The sequence below is a fragment of the Dyadobacter alkalitolerans DSM 23607 genome, assembly GCF_000428845.1.
Taxonomy (GTDB): Bacteria; Bacteroidota; Bacteroidia; order Cytophagales; family Spirosomataceae; genus Dyadobacter; species Dyadobacter alkalitolerans.
In genome coordinates, this window is record NZ_AUAS01000012.1 from 158,762 (window position 1) to 174,517 (window position 15,756).

General features: G+C 46.4%; 11 protein-coding genes. All 11 read right to left on the bottom strand.

All coding sequences use genetic code 11. From position 1 onward, the window contains the following. Positions 1-3: 3 nt before the first annotated feature. Positions 4-3,792: a metallophosphoesterase gene (locus G395_RS0119840; protein ID WP_026631669.1), complete on the bottom strand. Its 3,789-nt coding sequence runs from the start codon at positions 3,790-3,792 to the stop codon at positions 4-6. Further along, a complete protein-coding gene (locus G395_RS0119845; RefSeq protein WP_026631670.1) occupies positions 3,789-4,643 on the bottom strand; it encodes an SdiA-regulated domain-containing protein in 855 nt (284 codons plus the stop codon). The genes G395_RS0119840 and G395_RS0119845 overlap by 4 nt, the downstream gene beginning before the upstream one ends. A gap of 5 nt (positions 4,644-4,648) precedes the next feature. Then, positions 4,649-6,682 (bottom strand): polyphosphate kinase 1, encoded by a 2,034-nt coding sequence (ppk1, locus tag G395_RS0119850; protein ID WP_035361807.1) that lies wholly within the window; start codon positions 6,680-6,682, stop codon positions 4,649-4,651. Positions 6,683-6,688: 6 nt separating this feature from the next. Further along, positions 6,689-7,918 (bottom strand): Pycsar system effector family protein, encoded by a 1,230-nt coding sequence (locus G395_RS0119855; protein WP_026631672.1) that lies wholly within the window; start codon positions 7,916-7,918, stop codon positions 6,689-6,691. Between the two features lie 37 nt (positions 7,919-7,955). Further along, positions 7,956-10,352: a hypothetical protein gene (locus tag G395_RS0119860; protein ID WP_026631673.1), complete on the bottom strand. Its 2,397-nt coding sequence runs from the start codon at positions 10,350-10,352 to the stop codon at positions 7,956-7,958. Positions 10,353-10,435: 83 nt separating this feature from the next. Continuing rightward, positions 10,436-11,722: an NAD(P)/FAD-dependent oxidoreductase gene (locus tag G395_RS0119865; RefSeq protein ID WP_026631674.1), complete on the bottom strand. Its 1,287-nt coding sequence runs from the start codon at positions 11,720-11,722 to the stop codon at positions 10,436-10,438. 106 nt (positions 11,723-11,828) lie between these two features. Continuing rightward, positions 11,829-12,560, bottom strand: a complete 732-nt coding sequence (locus G395_RS0119870; RefSeq protein ID WP_229204233.1) for a methyltransferase family protein — start codon at positions 12,558-12,560, stop codon at positions 11,829-11,831. Continuing rightward, the gene (cmoA, locus tag G395_RS0119875) at positions 12,557-13,303 is read right to left on the bottom strand and encodes a carboxy-S-adenosyl-L-methionine synthase CmoA (protein WP_026631676.1); all 747 of its coding nucleotides are present in this window, start codon (positions 13,301-13,303) and stop codon (positions 12,557-12,559) included. The genes G395_RS0119870 and cmoA overlap by 4 nt, the downstream gene beginning before the upstream one ends. Positions 13,304-13,461: 158 nt before the next feature. Further along, the gene (locus G395_RS0119880) at positions 13,462-14,034 is read right to left on the bottom strand and encodes a DUF4833 domain-containing protein (protein WP_026631677.1); all 573 of its coding nucleotides are present in this window, start codon (positions 14,032-14,034) and stop codon (positions 13,462-13,464) included. Between the two features lie 15 nt (positions 14,035-14,049). Beyond that, positions 14,050-14,958: a PfkB family carbohydrate kinase gene (locus tag G395_RS0119885; RefSeq protein ID WP_229204234.1), complete on the bottom strand. Its 909-nt coding sequence runs from the start codon at positions 14,956-14,958 to the stop codon at positions 14,050-14,052. Between the two features lie 58 nt (positions 14,959-15,016). After that, on the bottom strand, positions 15,017-15,727 hold the full coding sequence (locus tag G395_RS0119890) for an HAD family hydrolase (RefSeq protein WP_026631679.1): 711 nt from the start codon (positions 15,725-15,727) through the stop codon (positions 15,017-15,019). Between the last annotated feature and the right edge of the window lie 29 nt (positions 15,728-15,756).

Consider the following 15,756-nt stretch of genomic DNA (forward strand, 5'->3'; position numbering starts at 1 on the left):
AACTCAAAACCAAAAGCCGATCTGAAACGCGATCCGGGGCTTTTCTTCCTTTTTTTCCTTTGGAATAAATGCTCCTACGGCAAATGTGAGAATATCAACCGGTGCAAACCAGACACCACCGCCGTAGTTATAATGCAAGGCTTTGGATTCCTCATCATCTAGCCACACACGGCCGTAGTCAAAGCTTCCAAATACGCCATAAGTGAGCGGTAATGTTGGGTTATAGCTGCTGCCAAGCCGGATACGAAGGTCTGTATCGTGCCAAATGCTGCTATTCCCGTAAAAGCGCTCCGTCCGATAGCCACGCAATCCCTGCTTTCCGCCCAATGTTGGCATTTGAAAAAATTCATAGCTATCCCCAAAGATCAGCCCCGTTCCGACTTGCGTTGCAAGAATAATGTTTTCCCTGGCGTCAAGGCTGGTATAATAGGCGAATCTGGCCCGGAATGAGCCAAAGTTATTCTTGTTTTCCAGGTTTGTGGTCCAGTGGAAACCGGCGTTAAAACGTATTCCCGTATGTGGCGCAAAAATGTTATCAACGCTGTTGAAGTCAAACTGAAACTTGCCGCCAGCAAACATTTTTGTTTCAAAAACATCATCGGATAACTCGTTTTCAGCACTTGTAATGAACCTGCCGCTAGTGGGTTGAACGTCTGAAAGCTCAAAGGTTGGCCCCAGGGTAATAAAGCCGGCTGTCCCGGCGAAACGTTTTTTCAATGCAGGATAAATGTGTAAAAAGCTTTGTCTTACCCGATAAAAATCAGGATCGTCGACCGGCCTTTCCGTGTCATTTCCTAATCCGGCATAATTAAATGCGTAAGTAGGGCCGTGGTAATAGGTGTCGAGATAGAAGTCAAATTTTTTAAAGGCATTGATAAAATCACCGGTATAATTCACTTTAAAACCCTTGGTAGCAAAGGCATAACTGGCACCAAAAGCGTGTAATGAAGCATAAGGTTCCTTTTTAAACCCATATTTCATCCACGTGGCGCTTGCGCCGAGCAAAAGTCCATCATCCGGGTTCACGCCGAGGATGGGCGCCGGAATGGCAATGTCGTAATTGCTGTCAGTGCTGCGCCGGTCATATACATTATAGCGGTAAAGGTTTGTGCGCTTGTCCTTTGTATCAGCCCCTGCAACAATTGTGTTCGTTCGCAGGTCGTCGTAGACGAGTGTTTTCTTTTTTCCAGCACTTGTGCCCGTGCTGTCGGCAAAGAGATCCGTTCCCAATCCGCCTATCAATCTTACTTTAATGCCCTTTCCGGCGTCTCCTTTAACTATAAATTCATCGTCATCACCATTGCCATACACATTGATTGTCTTGGTAACGTCAGCATTAAAAACACGCTCGTAATTTAAATGTTTGATGCGGCCGTCCTTTCCGGTTTCGTAAACAGAAATTTTGGTTCGCCTTTCATCCAGCCTTTCCACTACCACCCTTTCTTCCTCTTCCGTCCCGATGACATTCACATTCTCGCTCACAAATTCATAATGTGTCCTGGCGATTGTCAGCAGCTTATCCCGACGGCTTTTCATGTTTTGTATCAATGCAGCAGCGGATTTTTGCCTGGCTTCCTCCGGCCAGCTGGCAAAAGCATTGCTAATGACTTCGTCGGTCAGGTTGGTTTGGATAAATTTCGCCTGCTCTTCCCATTGCTCCCAGGTAAGCCGGGTGAGGAATGTCCGGTCAAAAAGCCGCGCGCTCCACGTAGTCCATTTCATGCTTTGTATTTCCGGGCTGAAACTTTGGAGTTGGCGTAGAAACGGCAATGTCAGCCGCGCAACGCCGGTCAGCAAGCCATCATACATGGAAAATGCCTGGTCACGGTCTCTCGGGATCGGACGATACAATGTGGTCCCGTCCTGCTGCTTCACCGACGACCACGCCCATTGATCGTCATGCCTGTCCCAGTCACCCACAACGAAATCAAAAAGACGCGTCCGGATTGCCCACGCTTCGTCTACTTTATTTTTACCATTTTCGAGCAGGCTTTCGACCAGTTCGGGCGTGCTTACAATTTTATCAGGATTTCCAAAAAATGCTGCCTGCTTCCACCTTTTTCCGTCGGGGCGCTCTTCCAGCAAGTTCATGGTGCCGCCAAAAAGCGCATTATAGGTGGCCAGCCCGGGTTGGGCAGGAACATAATATAACTTTGGATTGGTATGGTAGACATTCACCGCATCCGCTAATACAGGCATACACAGTGGCGCAAATGGATTGGTCGACAGAAAGTTATCTTCCACCAAATATTTCGCAGCGATCATTTGATTAAAAGGAAATGGCAAAAACCGGCTCACATCCTTCGTTAGTCCGCGCAGTGCATATTCTTTTCCGTCTTTGTCCCGCAGGCGCAGAGAGTTGGTCTGGTTACCACCACCTTGCTTCACGGGCGTCACGCCGCCTTTGAATTTATTCAGGTCTAAGACAGGGAATGTATATTTTTGAACGTAAAGATCCCGGTTGTGCTGACCAAGCAAAAATTGGTGGAATCCGCCCACGGGTTTTACCTCGTTACTCGTCACATAGCGGCTCGTGGAATCATTATGCTGGTTATATTCGGTAAAAGCGATTGTTGAATCCGGTAATTCAATGGTTTGCTTATCCTTTATTTTTTTGCGAAAAACCAGCTTCGCCTCTTTTCCGTCCGCGGTTACTTCCCAGAAACTGGTCCAGGCTTCCCCGCCTTCATAAAAGTTGATGGTTGAATATCCCAGCCGCGACGAAGCGAACTGCGACCCCTTACCCAGGCTCACCGGACTATTTTTACTCCCGCTTCCGCTGACAATAAATTCCTGATTGTCGTTTTCTATAAACTGCAATGCATGCTCGTGTCCGCTGGCAAAAATGAACTTACCATTCTTCCTGGCGCCAGCCATAACAGCTGTTCGCAGGTCTTTGTAATGCTTGTTGGCAACATCCTGCTTCGAGCCGATCGTTGCGCGGAATATGGCGCTGATGCTTCCCAAGACCGGCAGCGGGATCCATAGATCAGGATTTAGCTCGGTAAGAGGAAAAATGTGTTGCTTAATTGTGAACCTTCCCCCGTGCGGCCCGTATGTGTAAGGCGGATGATGCATGGCGAAAACCACCTGCTTATTACGGTATTTGCGCACAACATTCTCAAAAACAAACCGGAACTGTTCCCTGTTTTTAATCTCACAGCCGTCATTGATCTTCGAATCCTTGTCCCAATCCGTAAGCCACCATTGCGAATCCACTACAATAACCACCACATTATCATTGAGTTCGATCACTTCCGGGCCTGAGCAGCCATCTAATGGAAGAAAATAATTTTGGTAATCATCCTTATTGCTTACCCCTCGTTTTTCATTGATATATTTATCAACAAATTTTTCCTGGCGCTTCAAACCCTTCACGCCCCAGCCGCGCCAGTCGTGGTTTCCTGGCAAGAAAATGGGCGTTCCTTTGAAGTTATCCAGCGTTTCGAGCTGTGAAATGATCCTGAATTCGGCTACTTTCCGGTCCGCAGAATCCTCCGACGGCGGCATACCGTGCTCATAAATGTTATCTCCTAAAAACAATGCAGAACTATGCTTCGACTCCGTTTCAAGCTTTTTTTTGAGATATTCCAAAACAGGCGCACGGCTTTCCGGCGAGTCGTTTCCGGCGTCGCCGATCAGATACATGGTGTGTTTCAGGACGAGATCAGGGCTCGGCGCACCCCGTTCCCAATTGACCGCTTCTTTTGAAAACTGGGTCTTATAGCTGGCGCAGGAAAAAATCCCGACCAGCAAAACAAAAAAAGTAATAACCCGCAACACGCGCTTCATCGGTTTTTCTTTTTAAACTTTAAAATATTGCCCGAAAAAAGATCGTCACCTTCATTGGAAATGTACAGGTTTCCCTGCTTGTCGAAAATAATGCCCTCGGGCTGGATAAACTGGTTTCCATTCAGCGTATAAGCCTCTTTTACCTTCCATTGATTATCGGTCACAACAAGGAGTTTGTTGACAGCAGAGATGATATACCAGTCGTTCGTCAACGGATTTTTGGCCAGGCCCGACGGACGGAAACCGCGCTCTACTTTGCCCGTGATCGCTTTGATCTCGTCGACCTGAATCGAGAATGTTCCTGAAATTTTCGCAGAATCCTTATCCGGCTCTAAAATATATCCCGTAACGCTGCTCTTGGAATTATCCTGCTCACAATTTTTGCAGAGAATATAGATCTTCCCCGAAGCCTCGTCACCAAACATGCCTTCGTATTCTCCTTTCGGCAATATTTTCTTCATTTCACGAATCTGCTCCACTTCCTCAAAAACCGCCTCGGTCAATGGAAAATTATATATAGCACCATTGCTTTTGAGGACATACACATTGTTTCTGATAATGGTAACATCCTCGTAATCACCTTTTTTGGAAAACTTAGCATTCAACTGCTTCGGCTCATCCCAGCCCAGCCGGTAAAGCCGGCCGTCTTCGTCCTGGATCGCGTAAATGGTGTCTGAATTTCCCTGGTTTAATGTAATACCCGAGATCTCAAAGAGGCTTTCCGGCATATTAAACTTGTCGGGCTTGCCCAAGTGATAATCTTTGTAAACAACCTGTTCTTTTTTTGTGGAGTCGCACCCGCCCAACGTGAGCAAAGCCAGCATACCAATGTGCTGTAAGAATGTTGCCATATTTTTTAATGCGTTTTTAGCTCAGCGATGCCTTTTGACAACAGCCTGTAAATTTCCTCCTGTGAACGGATTCCTTTGTTGTCCGTTTTCAGGGAAATGTTGTTTAATTCACTGTCGATCAGGACAGCTTGTTCCGTATCCTGCCATTGCAGCTCGATGATATCCATCATCTTCGTTTTGAGCTTTTCGCTGTAAATCGGGAAACAGACTTCGATACGGCGGTAAATGTTCCGGTTCATCCAGTCCGCCGAGCCCATAAACAGCTCGGGTTGACCATCGTTGTGAAAGATAAAAACACGGCCGTGTTCCAGGTAACGGTCTACGATCCGCTTCACTGTGATATTTTCGCTTTGCCCCTTCACGCCCGGCACTATCCGGCAGACGCTGCGCACGATCAGCCGGATGTTAATGCCTGCATTCGACGCTTCGTAAAGTTTGTTGACCAGTATTTCTTCTTCGAGGTTATTCAGCTTAATGGTAATGCCTGCCTCCCTGCCACTTTTTACATGCGCGATCTCGCGGTCGATCAGTTCCAGGAATTTAGTCTGTAAATTGAACTGTGCCACCAGTAAATGCTGGAACGCGATGATATCGGAGCTGTCCGGCTTTTTCTTTTTACTTAAAAATCGGAAAAGCGTTTCTGCTTCCAGGAGCACGGGCTGGTGGGCTGTGAGGAGGATGTGGTCTGTGTAAAAACGTGCCGTTCCTTCATTGAGATTACCTGTCGCCAACAAGCCCAGATATGGGCATGACGCATGCTTTCTCTTTACCAAAGCCAGCTTTGCATGCACTTTCAGCGCATTCACGCTATGCACGATCTTCACGCCGGCAGATTTCATTTTTTTCGCCCAGCGAATGTTATTGGCTTCGTCAAACCTGGCTTTCAACTCCACCAGGACCGTGACTTTTTTGCCATTCTTGGCCGCGCTGATCAGTGCAAATGCAATTTTGGAATCATGCGCCACACGGTACATGGTGGTGTAGATCTCTTCAACCTGCGGATTAATCGCCGCCTCATTGAAGAACCGCAGGATGGTGTCGTAACTCTGGTATGGCGCGTGGACCATCAAATCCCGTTCGAGGAGGGAGTCAAACAGCGAAGTATGCGCATTCACACCTTCTATTCCTTCCACAGCCGGCCATTTGGGATATGTCTCGGCAGGCGGGCTCACCGGCAGTGACGCCAGATCTTTGAGATTATGGTAACGGCCTCCCTGCACAACGGAGGCGCTTTTGAGATCAAAAAAGGAGACAATGTGCTCCAAATGCCGCAAGGGCAGCCCTGGCTCGAAGAGCAACCTCGTAGCAAAACCCAGCTCCCGCTTGATCAGCTGTTCTTCAAATTTTTCGGCAATGTCGTCCCCGTCTTCATCCATCATGTCCAGCTCGGCATCCCGCGTCACTTTAATGTTGAAAGATTGTATACTGACAGCTTCCGGAAAAAGGCTTTTCAGGTTGCGCTTGATAATGTCTTCGAGGAAAATAATGTAATTCTGCTTTTCCCTTGTGATTTTAAGGAACCGGCTCAGGTTACCCGCAGGAATGTTGACCAGCGCAATCCGCTCCTTATCAGCCGGATATTGCAAAATAACTACGAGATATAGCTGATTGTTTTCGGGGAAAAAGGCTGTGCTTTTTTTCAGGACAACAGGTTGTAAAAAACCCGCAACCTGCGAAAAGAAATAGTTATCGGCAATGTTCGCAATGTCTCTGGGAATTCCATTCTTGTAACAAAAATGTACGCCGAGTTGGCTCAGCGAAGGAATAACCGATTCGCTTAATATCCTTCCGAACTCGTCCTGCTGCTTGTTAATGATCGTCCCAGCCTTGCTGTAAGCATCCTCGTTGCGGTCCAGGATCTCCTTTTTTTGCAGGTAAGGCATCCGCACACGGTAAAATTCGTCCAGATTGGAAGAGAAAATCGAAAGGAACCGGATACGCTCCATCAACGGAACAGCCTCGTTGGCAGCCTCTTGCAAAACACGTCCATTAAAGGAAAGCCAGCTGATATCACGGTTGAAATAGCGGTACTTTTCCATAATTGATCAATGTTCAAAAAGTGCGGAGGCAAACACAAAAGCTATGACGGACACGACTATACCGAACATAAATACATTATAAGCAATGCGCAGCAACCTGTATTTCCGGCCCAGCACAACGCCCTGGGAATATACATCCTTGGTCAAACTTCCATACAAAAACTCGCGGTCGTTCATCATGCGCTGCATTCCATTGGAATAATCATTATACGACATCCGGTAAAAATTTCCGAAAAAGAGCAGGTTCACGTTTTTGGTATCAATATCCTCTTGCGTGAATGTGCCATGCGGGATCGTCGGACGTGTAGAAAGGATGGAAAACACCATGGTGATCATACAAATCGTCAGCAAAAGCATGGTGGGAATGATCAGGTAAGTGTTGTCTTCCAGCTTCCGGATGAGGACACTCAGCAGGACGGAGATAATGATAGACGTGGTCGTGATCATGATATGTGCCTTATTATCAGCCATATCACTTAACCTTTGATGGTTATTTGAGCTGATCCGGAACATCGTTTCAATGCCTTTGTCCGGCCGGTCATTTTTTATCTTTCTGAGGTCGGTGATTTCCGGTGCGGTTGCGGGAGTGAATGTATCGGCAACTGTTTCAGTAACCGGCTCTTCCGCCACAGGAGACGATTCCAGCTCCTTTTCTTTCAGCTTTTCAATGTTCTTGCGCTTCTGCTTGTCCAGCATATCGCGGCAGTAGTCGGTTTGGAATGTGTGCGATTCCAGCAATGCAATGGTGCTTTTGCGCCATTGCGCTTTGTCTATTTTTTTGCCGGCACGCTGCTCTGCTTCTTTCCTTACCAGCTTGTTCCAATCCGAAAATTCCGGCGTTCCGAAATGGAACAGGTCGGCGTCACAAACCACTTGTTGCAGGAAATTCTTCGGATTTTGTGGCCATATGGTCGCCAGAATGCAGCCTTCCACTTCTGCAATGACGCTCTCTTCCATTTCCTCCGACCGCAGAAACTCGGCCGCAAGTGCAGCTCCGCGTTGCTCATGACCAGCCGCATCGCCGGTGCTGTAACCCGTATCATGGAACCAGGCCGCGGTAACGACAATGAATGTTTCCTTGTCCTCCAACCGGTAATGATTGGCAATTTTGACTGCATTGGATACAACGGCTTCGGTATGCACCAGGTTATGGTAACTGAGTTGCGCCAGTTCTTTTGTACCAAAAAAATGATGGACATAATGCCTCACCTTGTCAAGCCGATGATTGTAATTCATAGAGGTTCAGAGTTTTATTACTGCATTCCTTATTGCATCAGAGCCACTCAGAGTCGAGGTTAACCCCCACCCTGAGCGCCTTCAATCCTGTAACGCCCTGCAATTCTTCCAGATCGAGAAATTCAAGGTCATTATTTAAAGTCTTTTTCTCCTGTAAATACCGGATATAACCGACATATTCTTCGGCGGATTTACTATTAAAATAAACCAGCGCTATTTTTCCGGGTTGTGTAAGGCGCTCGCCGGTCCCTTTTACGTGGACTTTGTCAATGCGTTTTTTAATAACCTGATAACGGATGTTGTACGCACCTTCCACATCAAAACGTCTCTCATCGTCGCGGAAACTGATATCAATGCTGCTGGAATGGATGAAAATCAACTGCGTGGTTTGCAGCGGCTTCTCCATCTGGGGAATCAGCGAATTCGTGATTTTGGATATAGCAGCCATGGAAGTCAGCTGCCAGAGCCTGATGTTCTTAAGATACAGCTCGCTAAACTTCTTTTCAGGCTCTATCGACTGGCCTATATAGATATCATATTCGATTCCATCCGTCCTGAATTTTTCAAAATAGCAAGGGTAGGATTGTTGAATTTCCTTTCTGAACAGGTCCAGATACAGGTTTACAGACGAGTTGACCGTTTGCATAGAAGCTTCAAGCGCACGCCTGTTCGAAAAAGCAGCACCAGTATGTTCGTCTGTTATTTCAAAATATTTGTCAATAACATCCACCAATTCCTCCTCATCATCATCCGGCACACCGGAGGCCGATTGAAAAGCCCGGGCTTCCTTGAAATGCAGCAGAAAAGGATGTGCTTCGTATTCGAGGAAATCCCGCACACGCATTTCGTCGCTGTCCGTGGAGTCACTGTTGATTTCTTCGATCCATTTTTTACATTTATAGATCATCTCATCGGCCAGCCCAAATCCCAGTTTCTGCTTTAATATCGTAAAGGTTTCTATCAATAAGTCAAATTGTAAGTGCAAATCATCCCGTAATGCTGCATTTCTCTCGAGTGTAGAATTTCTGATATCAATGGCCCCGTATAGCGGATACACATTCCTGAACTGGATATTCTCAATGGCTGGCGCAGGCAGGCTAAGGGATTTGTCACGCAGATAATGCCACGCCGTTTCCCGGAACCGCCATTGCACGGCGGGCTGCAACGAAGTGAATTTCTCCCGGATCACATTGTCGATCTCAACATTGAATTCATCAATGTAATATTTCATCATTTGCCCGATGAACGGAAGCGCTGCATCCAGCCGCGCCAGCACGCGCTCATCGATTGCCTTCTGTGATTTGGAATACACTTCCAGTACACCAATGGCTTTACTATCATAATATACTGGCAGCAAGGCATATGATTCTACGCCATCAGCTTTGAGTGTGCGGATAAAATCCATCTTGCTTTCATCTTCCAGAGCCAGATTTCTCATAAACACCACCTTAGGGGCCTGAAAATACTGATTGGCCATGGACAAATACATATCTTCGGCCTTATCGTTTTCGAGCGCCGCGGTCATCAACTTGCTGAAAAGCACCGTACTGCGGTCAAAAACCAGTTTCTTGTTTACCCGCAGCACGGGTAACAAGCCAAAATCAATGTCTGAATTGCATGCGAGCATTTTCAGCGCATTGGTAACATTGCTGAAATAAGTGTTCGCGTCGTAGGATGCGCGGTCCAGGATCGCACTTTTAATGCTATCAACGGCATGCTCTGCCGTTACATCCGTGAATGTAATAACCGAAAAGCCCTCGAACCGGAACATGGTAAGGGGAAGCAACTGGCTCAGGACATCTATTTCATTGGATTCCTGCCACTCCTTCCGGATTTCTTCCACGTCAATTTCAGGAAGGCTTCCCTTGGCATATACGTCTGCAAAACGGGTGTCCAGATTGGCACGGTAATATCGTTTCAGACCGGTCTTGTCGTCGTTCAGCGCAATGATCAGGTCGTTTTCATGCATGGGCGGAAAATGGTAAAGCCGTTCGAGGATGAACGAGTAAAGCTTTTTCATCTTCTGCTTCACATTGATCGCGGTTTTATCCGCGATCTCGCACCGGACGCAGCCGGAATTATCCGTCATCAGCTTATAAAAGCCTGATGTGCCGTAAAATACGACCGGGCTTACAGGGGTGCTCAGCGCCCAAAAAACTTCATCTTCATTCGTAACGGGCGGCATCAGCATGCCATAGACCAAACTCAGTTCTTCTTTGAAATCCGCAATGTTGTTGAGATCAATGTCCGCGGAAAAAGCCGGATTAGACCGAAGCCTGTCCAGCACCATGGAGAAGAATGTTTTTTTGACTGTTTGTTCCTGACCTGCTTTCTCTTCCAGAAAGTTTATAAAATTCCTGAATGAGACGGAAGAATCGATTTTCTGGAGACCGTATGGTGCATCTTGGATTACATCAATAATCTTCGGTTCCATTATAATTATTTTTAAAAAGCGCTCACTTACAGACGGTCGCCAAAAGTCCGCGTTTTTTGTTAAACTCCAATGTTAAATATTAATTACTCTTTTAAAACAGGCTCTTTAACCTTCTCTGTGACAGACGGCTTAATGATCATCCGCAGCGACTGGTCTTTGGTGAAATAAGCCACCATCCAGTTATACAGTGTCTTGATCCGGTTCCGGTGGTTAATCAGCGAGACAAGGTGTATAAACAGCCAGGCAAGCCAGGCGATCACGCCTTTAAAATGCAGCTTAGGCGACGGCATATCCACAACGGCCTTCGCGCGACCTATAATGGCCATTGAGCCTTTATCGTGGTAAGTAAATGGTCTTAAAGGCTGGTTTTCTGCGGCTCTTCTGAAATTTTGGGCCAACGCTTTACCTTGCTGTATGGCGACTTGCGCAACCTGCGGGTGCCCGTTTGGAAAGTTCGGGTCCGTTTGCTGTAAGCTGGCGTCACCAATGGCGTAAATGTTATATGTGCCGACAAGTTTGTTATATGCATCCACCAGCATTCTCCTGCCACGACCATAAGCTTCCGGCGGGATGCCCTCGAAAACCTTGCCCGTCACACCTGCCGCCCATATCAACGTTTTCGCTTCAATGCATTCACCTTCACTGAAACACACCTTATCGTCAACAAAATCCGATACGTGGGTGTTCAGTTTAATCTTCACGCCGAGCTTTCTTAAAGCCTCGTAAGTATCTTTTTGAGAAGCAACGCTCATCGGGGAAAGCAATGCATCGCCGCCGTCGACCAGGTAGATTTCGCTTCCTTTTCCGGCCAGTTCGGGATATTCTTTTCTTAAAATACCGTTGCGCATCTCGGCAAACATGCCCGAGATTTCTACGCCGGTAGGGCCGCCGCCAGCGATTACTACGGTCAGGAGCTTTCTGACTTCTTCGGGATCTTCTGAAATGGTGGCCTGCTCCATTTGCTGTAAAAGTCTGTTACGCATGCCTATGGCATCCTCCACCGTTTTCATCGGCGTAGCATTGCGCTTGACATTCTCCATGCCGAAGAAATTCGTTTCTGCGCCGGTCGCAAAAACCAAGTAATCATATTCCAGCTCGCCGTTTGAAAGGATAATCTTGTTGTCGGTGGTAACCACGCTTTGCAGCTCGCCCAGCCGGAAAAAAAGATTTGGTTTCCCCCTGAAAAGCTTGCGAAATGGATAACTAATGCTGGATGGCTCCAAAAACGCTGTGGCGACTTGATAAATCAGCGGCGGGAAGAAGTTGTAATTGTTCTTATCTACAAGGGTTACTTCAAACTTATTGCTTTTGGCCAGGTCAAGCGCCAGGTTGACACCGGCAAACCCGCCTCCTACGATTACAATTTTCATAATACTTACTGTTTATTAGGGGGTATCGTTTCTTAATTATTTGTGTCGCGCTGGTCGGCAAACAGTCTGCAAGCTTACCCCAAGTAAGATTATCAAAAGAGGCACGCTAGGCCAGGCTGTCGGTCATTTTTCCCGATTTTTTCAAATATTTGATATAACCATAAACCAGGGCGAGAAAAACACCTATGCCTATGAAAAGTTTGATGCGCGTATCGCTGTCCGGCGTCAGCTCAGGATATCTGAACAAAATGATGGCAGTGATCCCCATTAACCAGACGAACAACGTGTTATATTCCTTTAAAATCCATCGCTTATAATTAAAACGCATGTCATTGAATGTCTCCGACATGCCGCTGAAATTGATGATCCAGCGATTCACTTTCCTGCAATAATTGGCGAAATCGGCGCCAAACTTATTGCGTAAAAAATTCTCTTCTGCCAGCACGATCGCTTGATATATGAACAAAAAAGACGGCATAACAATGCCCACATAAACCAAAGAATTTGACAAAATACCGACCCCCAGCAACATTAGGATATTTCCAACATAAAGTGGGTTTCGGCAATGCTTAAAAATACCTTCCGTAACAAGCTTTTCCGCGTAAACCCTCCTGTCGCGTCCGCCGCGGATAATGTATGCAAGGCCAATCGTAATGCCCCGGATTATTTCACCAGAAAATGTCACTAACAAACCCAGAATGATTGGAAACAAATAATATTTCTCTCCAAAATGCTCCGGCTTGAACAGCAAGGGCGAGGGCAAGAATAAAAGCAGGTAAAGAAAAATGAACAAAATGTTTCTGAACCTGAAAAAGAAATTGCCAATAGTGACCATCATTTTTTGTAAGCGATTAGACCTGAAAAATTATACCATTTGAAGAAAGTTTCACAATCTCCAAAGCCCGTTTCCTTTAATAAGAGCAAGTTTTCAGACAGCTTATAAGGAATCAGAACATTTTCCAGGGCCTCCCTTTTCTGCGAAATTTCCATCTCGCTGTAATGGTTCCGGCGCTTATAATTGTAATAATATTTGATAAAATCCCGATTGAAAACCGTACTCTCTGCAAGCACTTTTTCCACTAAAAGCAACACGCCGCCGGGGTTAAGTCCTTCGTAAATGTTGCGCAATAACCGCTCTCTGTACAGCGGCCTCACGAATTGTAATGTAAGGCAGAGGATCACAACGGACGCATTCTTGATCGGCAGCTTTTCGTGTAAATCGCCTGTTAACAGCTCATAAGGACGAACAAAACCCGCTTCCTTTAACTTTACATCGCATTTATCCAGCATTTCTGTCGACTCGTCGATGCCGATGAACCGGATGTCCGAAGGAATGAGCTTGTCTACCTCGATCATTGTGGTGCCCGTAGAGCAGCCCAGGTCGTAAACTGAACTTCCTTCTTTGGCGTGATCCGCCGCAATTTCACCTAACATGCGCTGCATCTCGTTATAAAACGGGACGGATCTGCTGACCATGTCGTCAAAAACTTTTACAACTGTTGTACCGAATTTAAAATCGGATACTCTGGTAATTTCATCTTCAAAAACATTGTCGCGCTCGGGATGCGGAGATTCGGTCATCGTTAGGTTTGCGTTATTTAGGTTCGCTATCAGTTAGCTCCAACAAATATCCTGCCATCGGGCAGGGAAAAAGCAATGGAGTGGAATTCAGCCATAAAAATGGTAAATAAAAAATAAATTCCATTCACTAACCGTGCACTTGCCAAATATAAACCGCATTAAACCGGCTTAATCCGCTGCACTACCGTCTTGCCGGTAGCCGTCTCAGTTCCTTTGAGTTCAATATAAAGTACATTGGGAGACCAGAACGTTCCCCCGTCGATCCGGATAAAAACCCGGCTCAGGATGCATTCTTTCTTGTTGATATTTGCATAAACGTGATACTCGTTCTTGCTGTCTTTCCTCAGATAAAGCGGCAATTTTGAGTAGGCCACAGACCGCAGCTCGTAAGTAGCATTTCCGATGGCCTTGGAATTGATTCCGTATGCAAATTTTCTTTGCAGGTAATTCAGATCCTTCTTCTCCCCGCCATCGGCGTACTTCATCCAGAACGCATCAACAGGATTCTTTTGACTTAACCGACCCTGTTCGTCCATGTTAAGGTGGTAAATAATTGTATTCGCATTTGGATCACGCTGAATGTAGAAAAGTAATCCGGGGATGTTCTTTGGTACTGGAAATTCATCGGGCTCCGCAACGGCTTCCTTTGAATATTTATTAGCAGAATGACTTCCTGAATACGAACACAGCAGCAGGCTCAAAGCCAGCATGATACTAACTGCGTTTTTCATGACTATTGTTGAGTACTATTGATAAATTGCCTGGGCAATCATTTCACGGTCACATTCTCCATATTGAAGCACTTCTTCAACCATTGCGGCATTTCCCGAAAATGGCCCGGACGACTGGATCTTCAAAGTGGCCATCGCCGCTCCAAATTCACCCGCTTCCTGTACGCCTGCTCCCTGAATTCTTTTGCTCAGATAACCAGCCATATACGTGTCCCCGCAGCCCGTAGCATCCACAATGGCTGTTGGCTTATAGGCCGGAATCCGGAAAAAATCATTGTCTACATAGATCAGTGAGCCTTTGCTGCCCAGTGTGATGATCACTTCTTTTACACCAAGGTCCGCCAGATATGCAGCGCCCTTGCGCACGTCGCTGGTGCCTGTCACCACTTCCATTTCAAACTCATTGGCTTTGAGGATCGAAACATGCGGAAGCGCTTCTTTTTTATCGGCCCAGTCTTTATACAAAACCTTCTGATCTTTTACATATCTTAAATAACCCTGAATATCCAGTGAAACCGTGCCCTTAGCGGCCAGCGATTTCAAAAGGTCCACAGTGATATCATCCGAAAGCAAAGGACCTAAATGAAATATCCTGGCCTCAATGTCAGGCATTTGCGTGGTGGTGAATGGCGCCGCCTTATGCAGCACATTCTGTTCGCGGTGATCCTGATTGGCACTGTAGATATTTTCAAAATACACTGTAAACTCACTCGGCTGCGAGAAGATCTGGATATTTTCGTCCCTTAATGCAGATAAAATATGGTTCTCTTTTTCAGCCAGCGCGGTTACCAGCATATAGTCCACATCGAATTGGCGCAGGGCCTTCGAAAAGTAGAACGAAGTGCCGCCGGGCATGAATTTGACTGACTGGGCAGTTACCACTTTATCCAGAGTAATGTGCCCTATGGTACAAATGTCGTACATGTTCTTTTTCAATTTAATTTTATCAAGGCTTGTGTCGGTGCCCGATAAAAGTTGACAACTAGCCCAAATTTGTAATGCTGTCCGCTATCCGGGCAAAATCGGTAATCTCAGCATCCGCATCCGAAACTTTAAAATCCGTATCGGCCTCATCCCACCCTTTCACATTCAGCCAGATTGTTTTGCAGCCTAATGACTTGGCCGGCTGAATGTCTTTGGAATAAGAATCCCCGATCACTACACATTCCTGCGGAGAGAGCGCCAGCTGATCAATGCCGAGCTGGTAAATTTGCGGGTTGGGCTTCCGGACGCCAACGACAGCAGATTCAACAACAGCCTGGAAATAATCCTTAATGCCAAAATCCTCCAAAACGTGATTGATGTTTCCATAAAAATTGGAAACCATCACAAGCGGGTATTTTTGCGCCAATAGTGCCAAAACCGGCGCTGCTTTTTCAACATTAGTGCGTGCAAATTGGTTACATTCCGTGGCGATGAGCCTTATCGCCTCATCTTGAAGAACCAATCCTTTGTCTTTCAAAAAACTGAATTGCTGCTCCACTTTCAGAAACAGCACATCATAAAACACGTGGTGCGGTTCAATGATCGGCTTGATCGCTAATGCTCTCTCGCCGAATTTATACGCCTCCGCAAATGCATCCCGGTCCACATTTACCTGGTTACGCTGGTAACTTTCCCACAAAACATTGGCCCAATGTAGGCCGTTGGTATCGATCGTACCGCCGTAATCAAATAAAATCCCTTTAATCATACTGTACTTTGGCTGTCGGCAACTGGCTT

Excerpts from the sequence above, each read along its gene's own strand:
- G395_RS0119845 (WP_026631670.1), bottom strand. The coding sequence starts at position 4,643 with ATGGCAACATTCTTACAGCACATTGGTATGCTGGCTTTGCTCACGTTG.
- G395_RS0119840 (WP_026631669.1), bottom strand. The coding sequence starts at position 3,792 with ATGAAGCGCGTGTTGCGGGTTATTACTTTTTTTGTTTTGCTGGTCGGG.
- G395_RS0119890 (WP_026631679.1), bottom strand. The coding sequence starts at position 15,727 with ATGATTAAAGGGATTTTATTTGATTACGGCGGTACGATCGATACCAAC.
- G395_RS0119865 (WP_026631674.1), bottom strand. The coding sequence starts at position 11,722 with ATGAAAATTGTAATCGTAGGAGGCGGGTTTGCCGGTGTCAACCTGGCG.
- G395_RS0119860 (WP_026631673.1), bottom strand. The coding sequence starts at position 10,352 with ATGGAACCGAAGATTATTGATGTAATCCAAGATGCACCATACGGTCTC.
- G395_RS0119885 (WP_229204234.1), bottom strand. The coding sequence starts at position 14,958 with ATGTACGACATTTGTACCATAGGGCACATTACTCTGGATAAAGTGGTA.
- cmoA (WP_026631676.1), bottom strand. The coding sequence starts at position 13,303 with ATGACCGAATCTCCGCATCCCGAGCGCGACAATGTTTTTGAAGATGAA.
- G395_RS0119855 (WP_026631672.1), bottom strand. The coding sequence starts at position 7,918 with ATGAATTACAATCATCGGCTTGACAAGGTGAGGCATTATGTCCATCAT.
- G395_RS0119870 (WP_229204233.1), bottom strand. The coding sequence starts at position 12,560 with ATGATGGTCACTATTGGCAATTTCTTTTTCAGGTTCAGAAACATTTTG.
- ppk1 (WP_035361807.1), bottom strand. The coding sequence starts at position 6,682 with ATGGAAAAGTACCGCTATTTCAACCGTGATATCAGCTGGCTTTCCTTT.
- G395_RS0119880 (WP_026631677.1), bottom strand. The coding sequence starts at position 14,034 with ATGAAAAACGCAGTTAGTATCATGCTGGCTTTGAGCCTGCTGCTGTGT.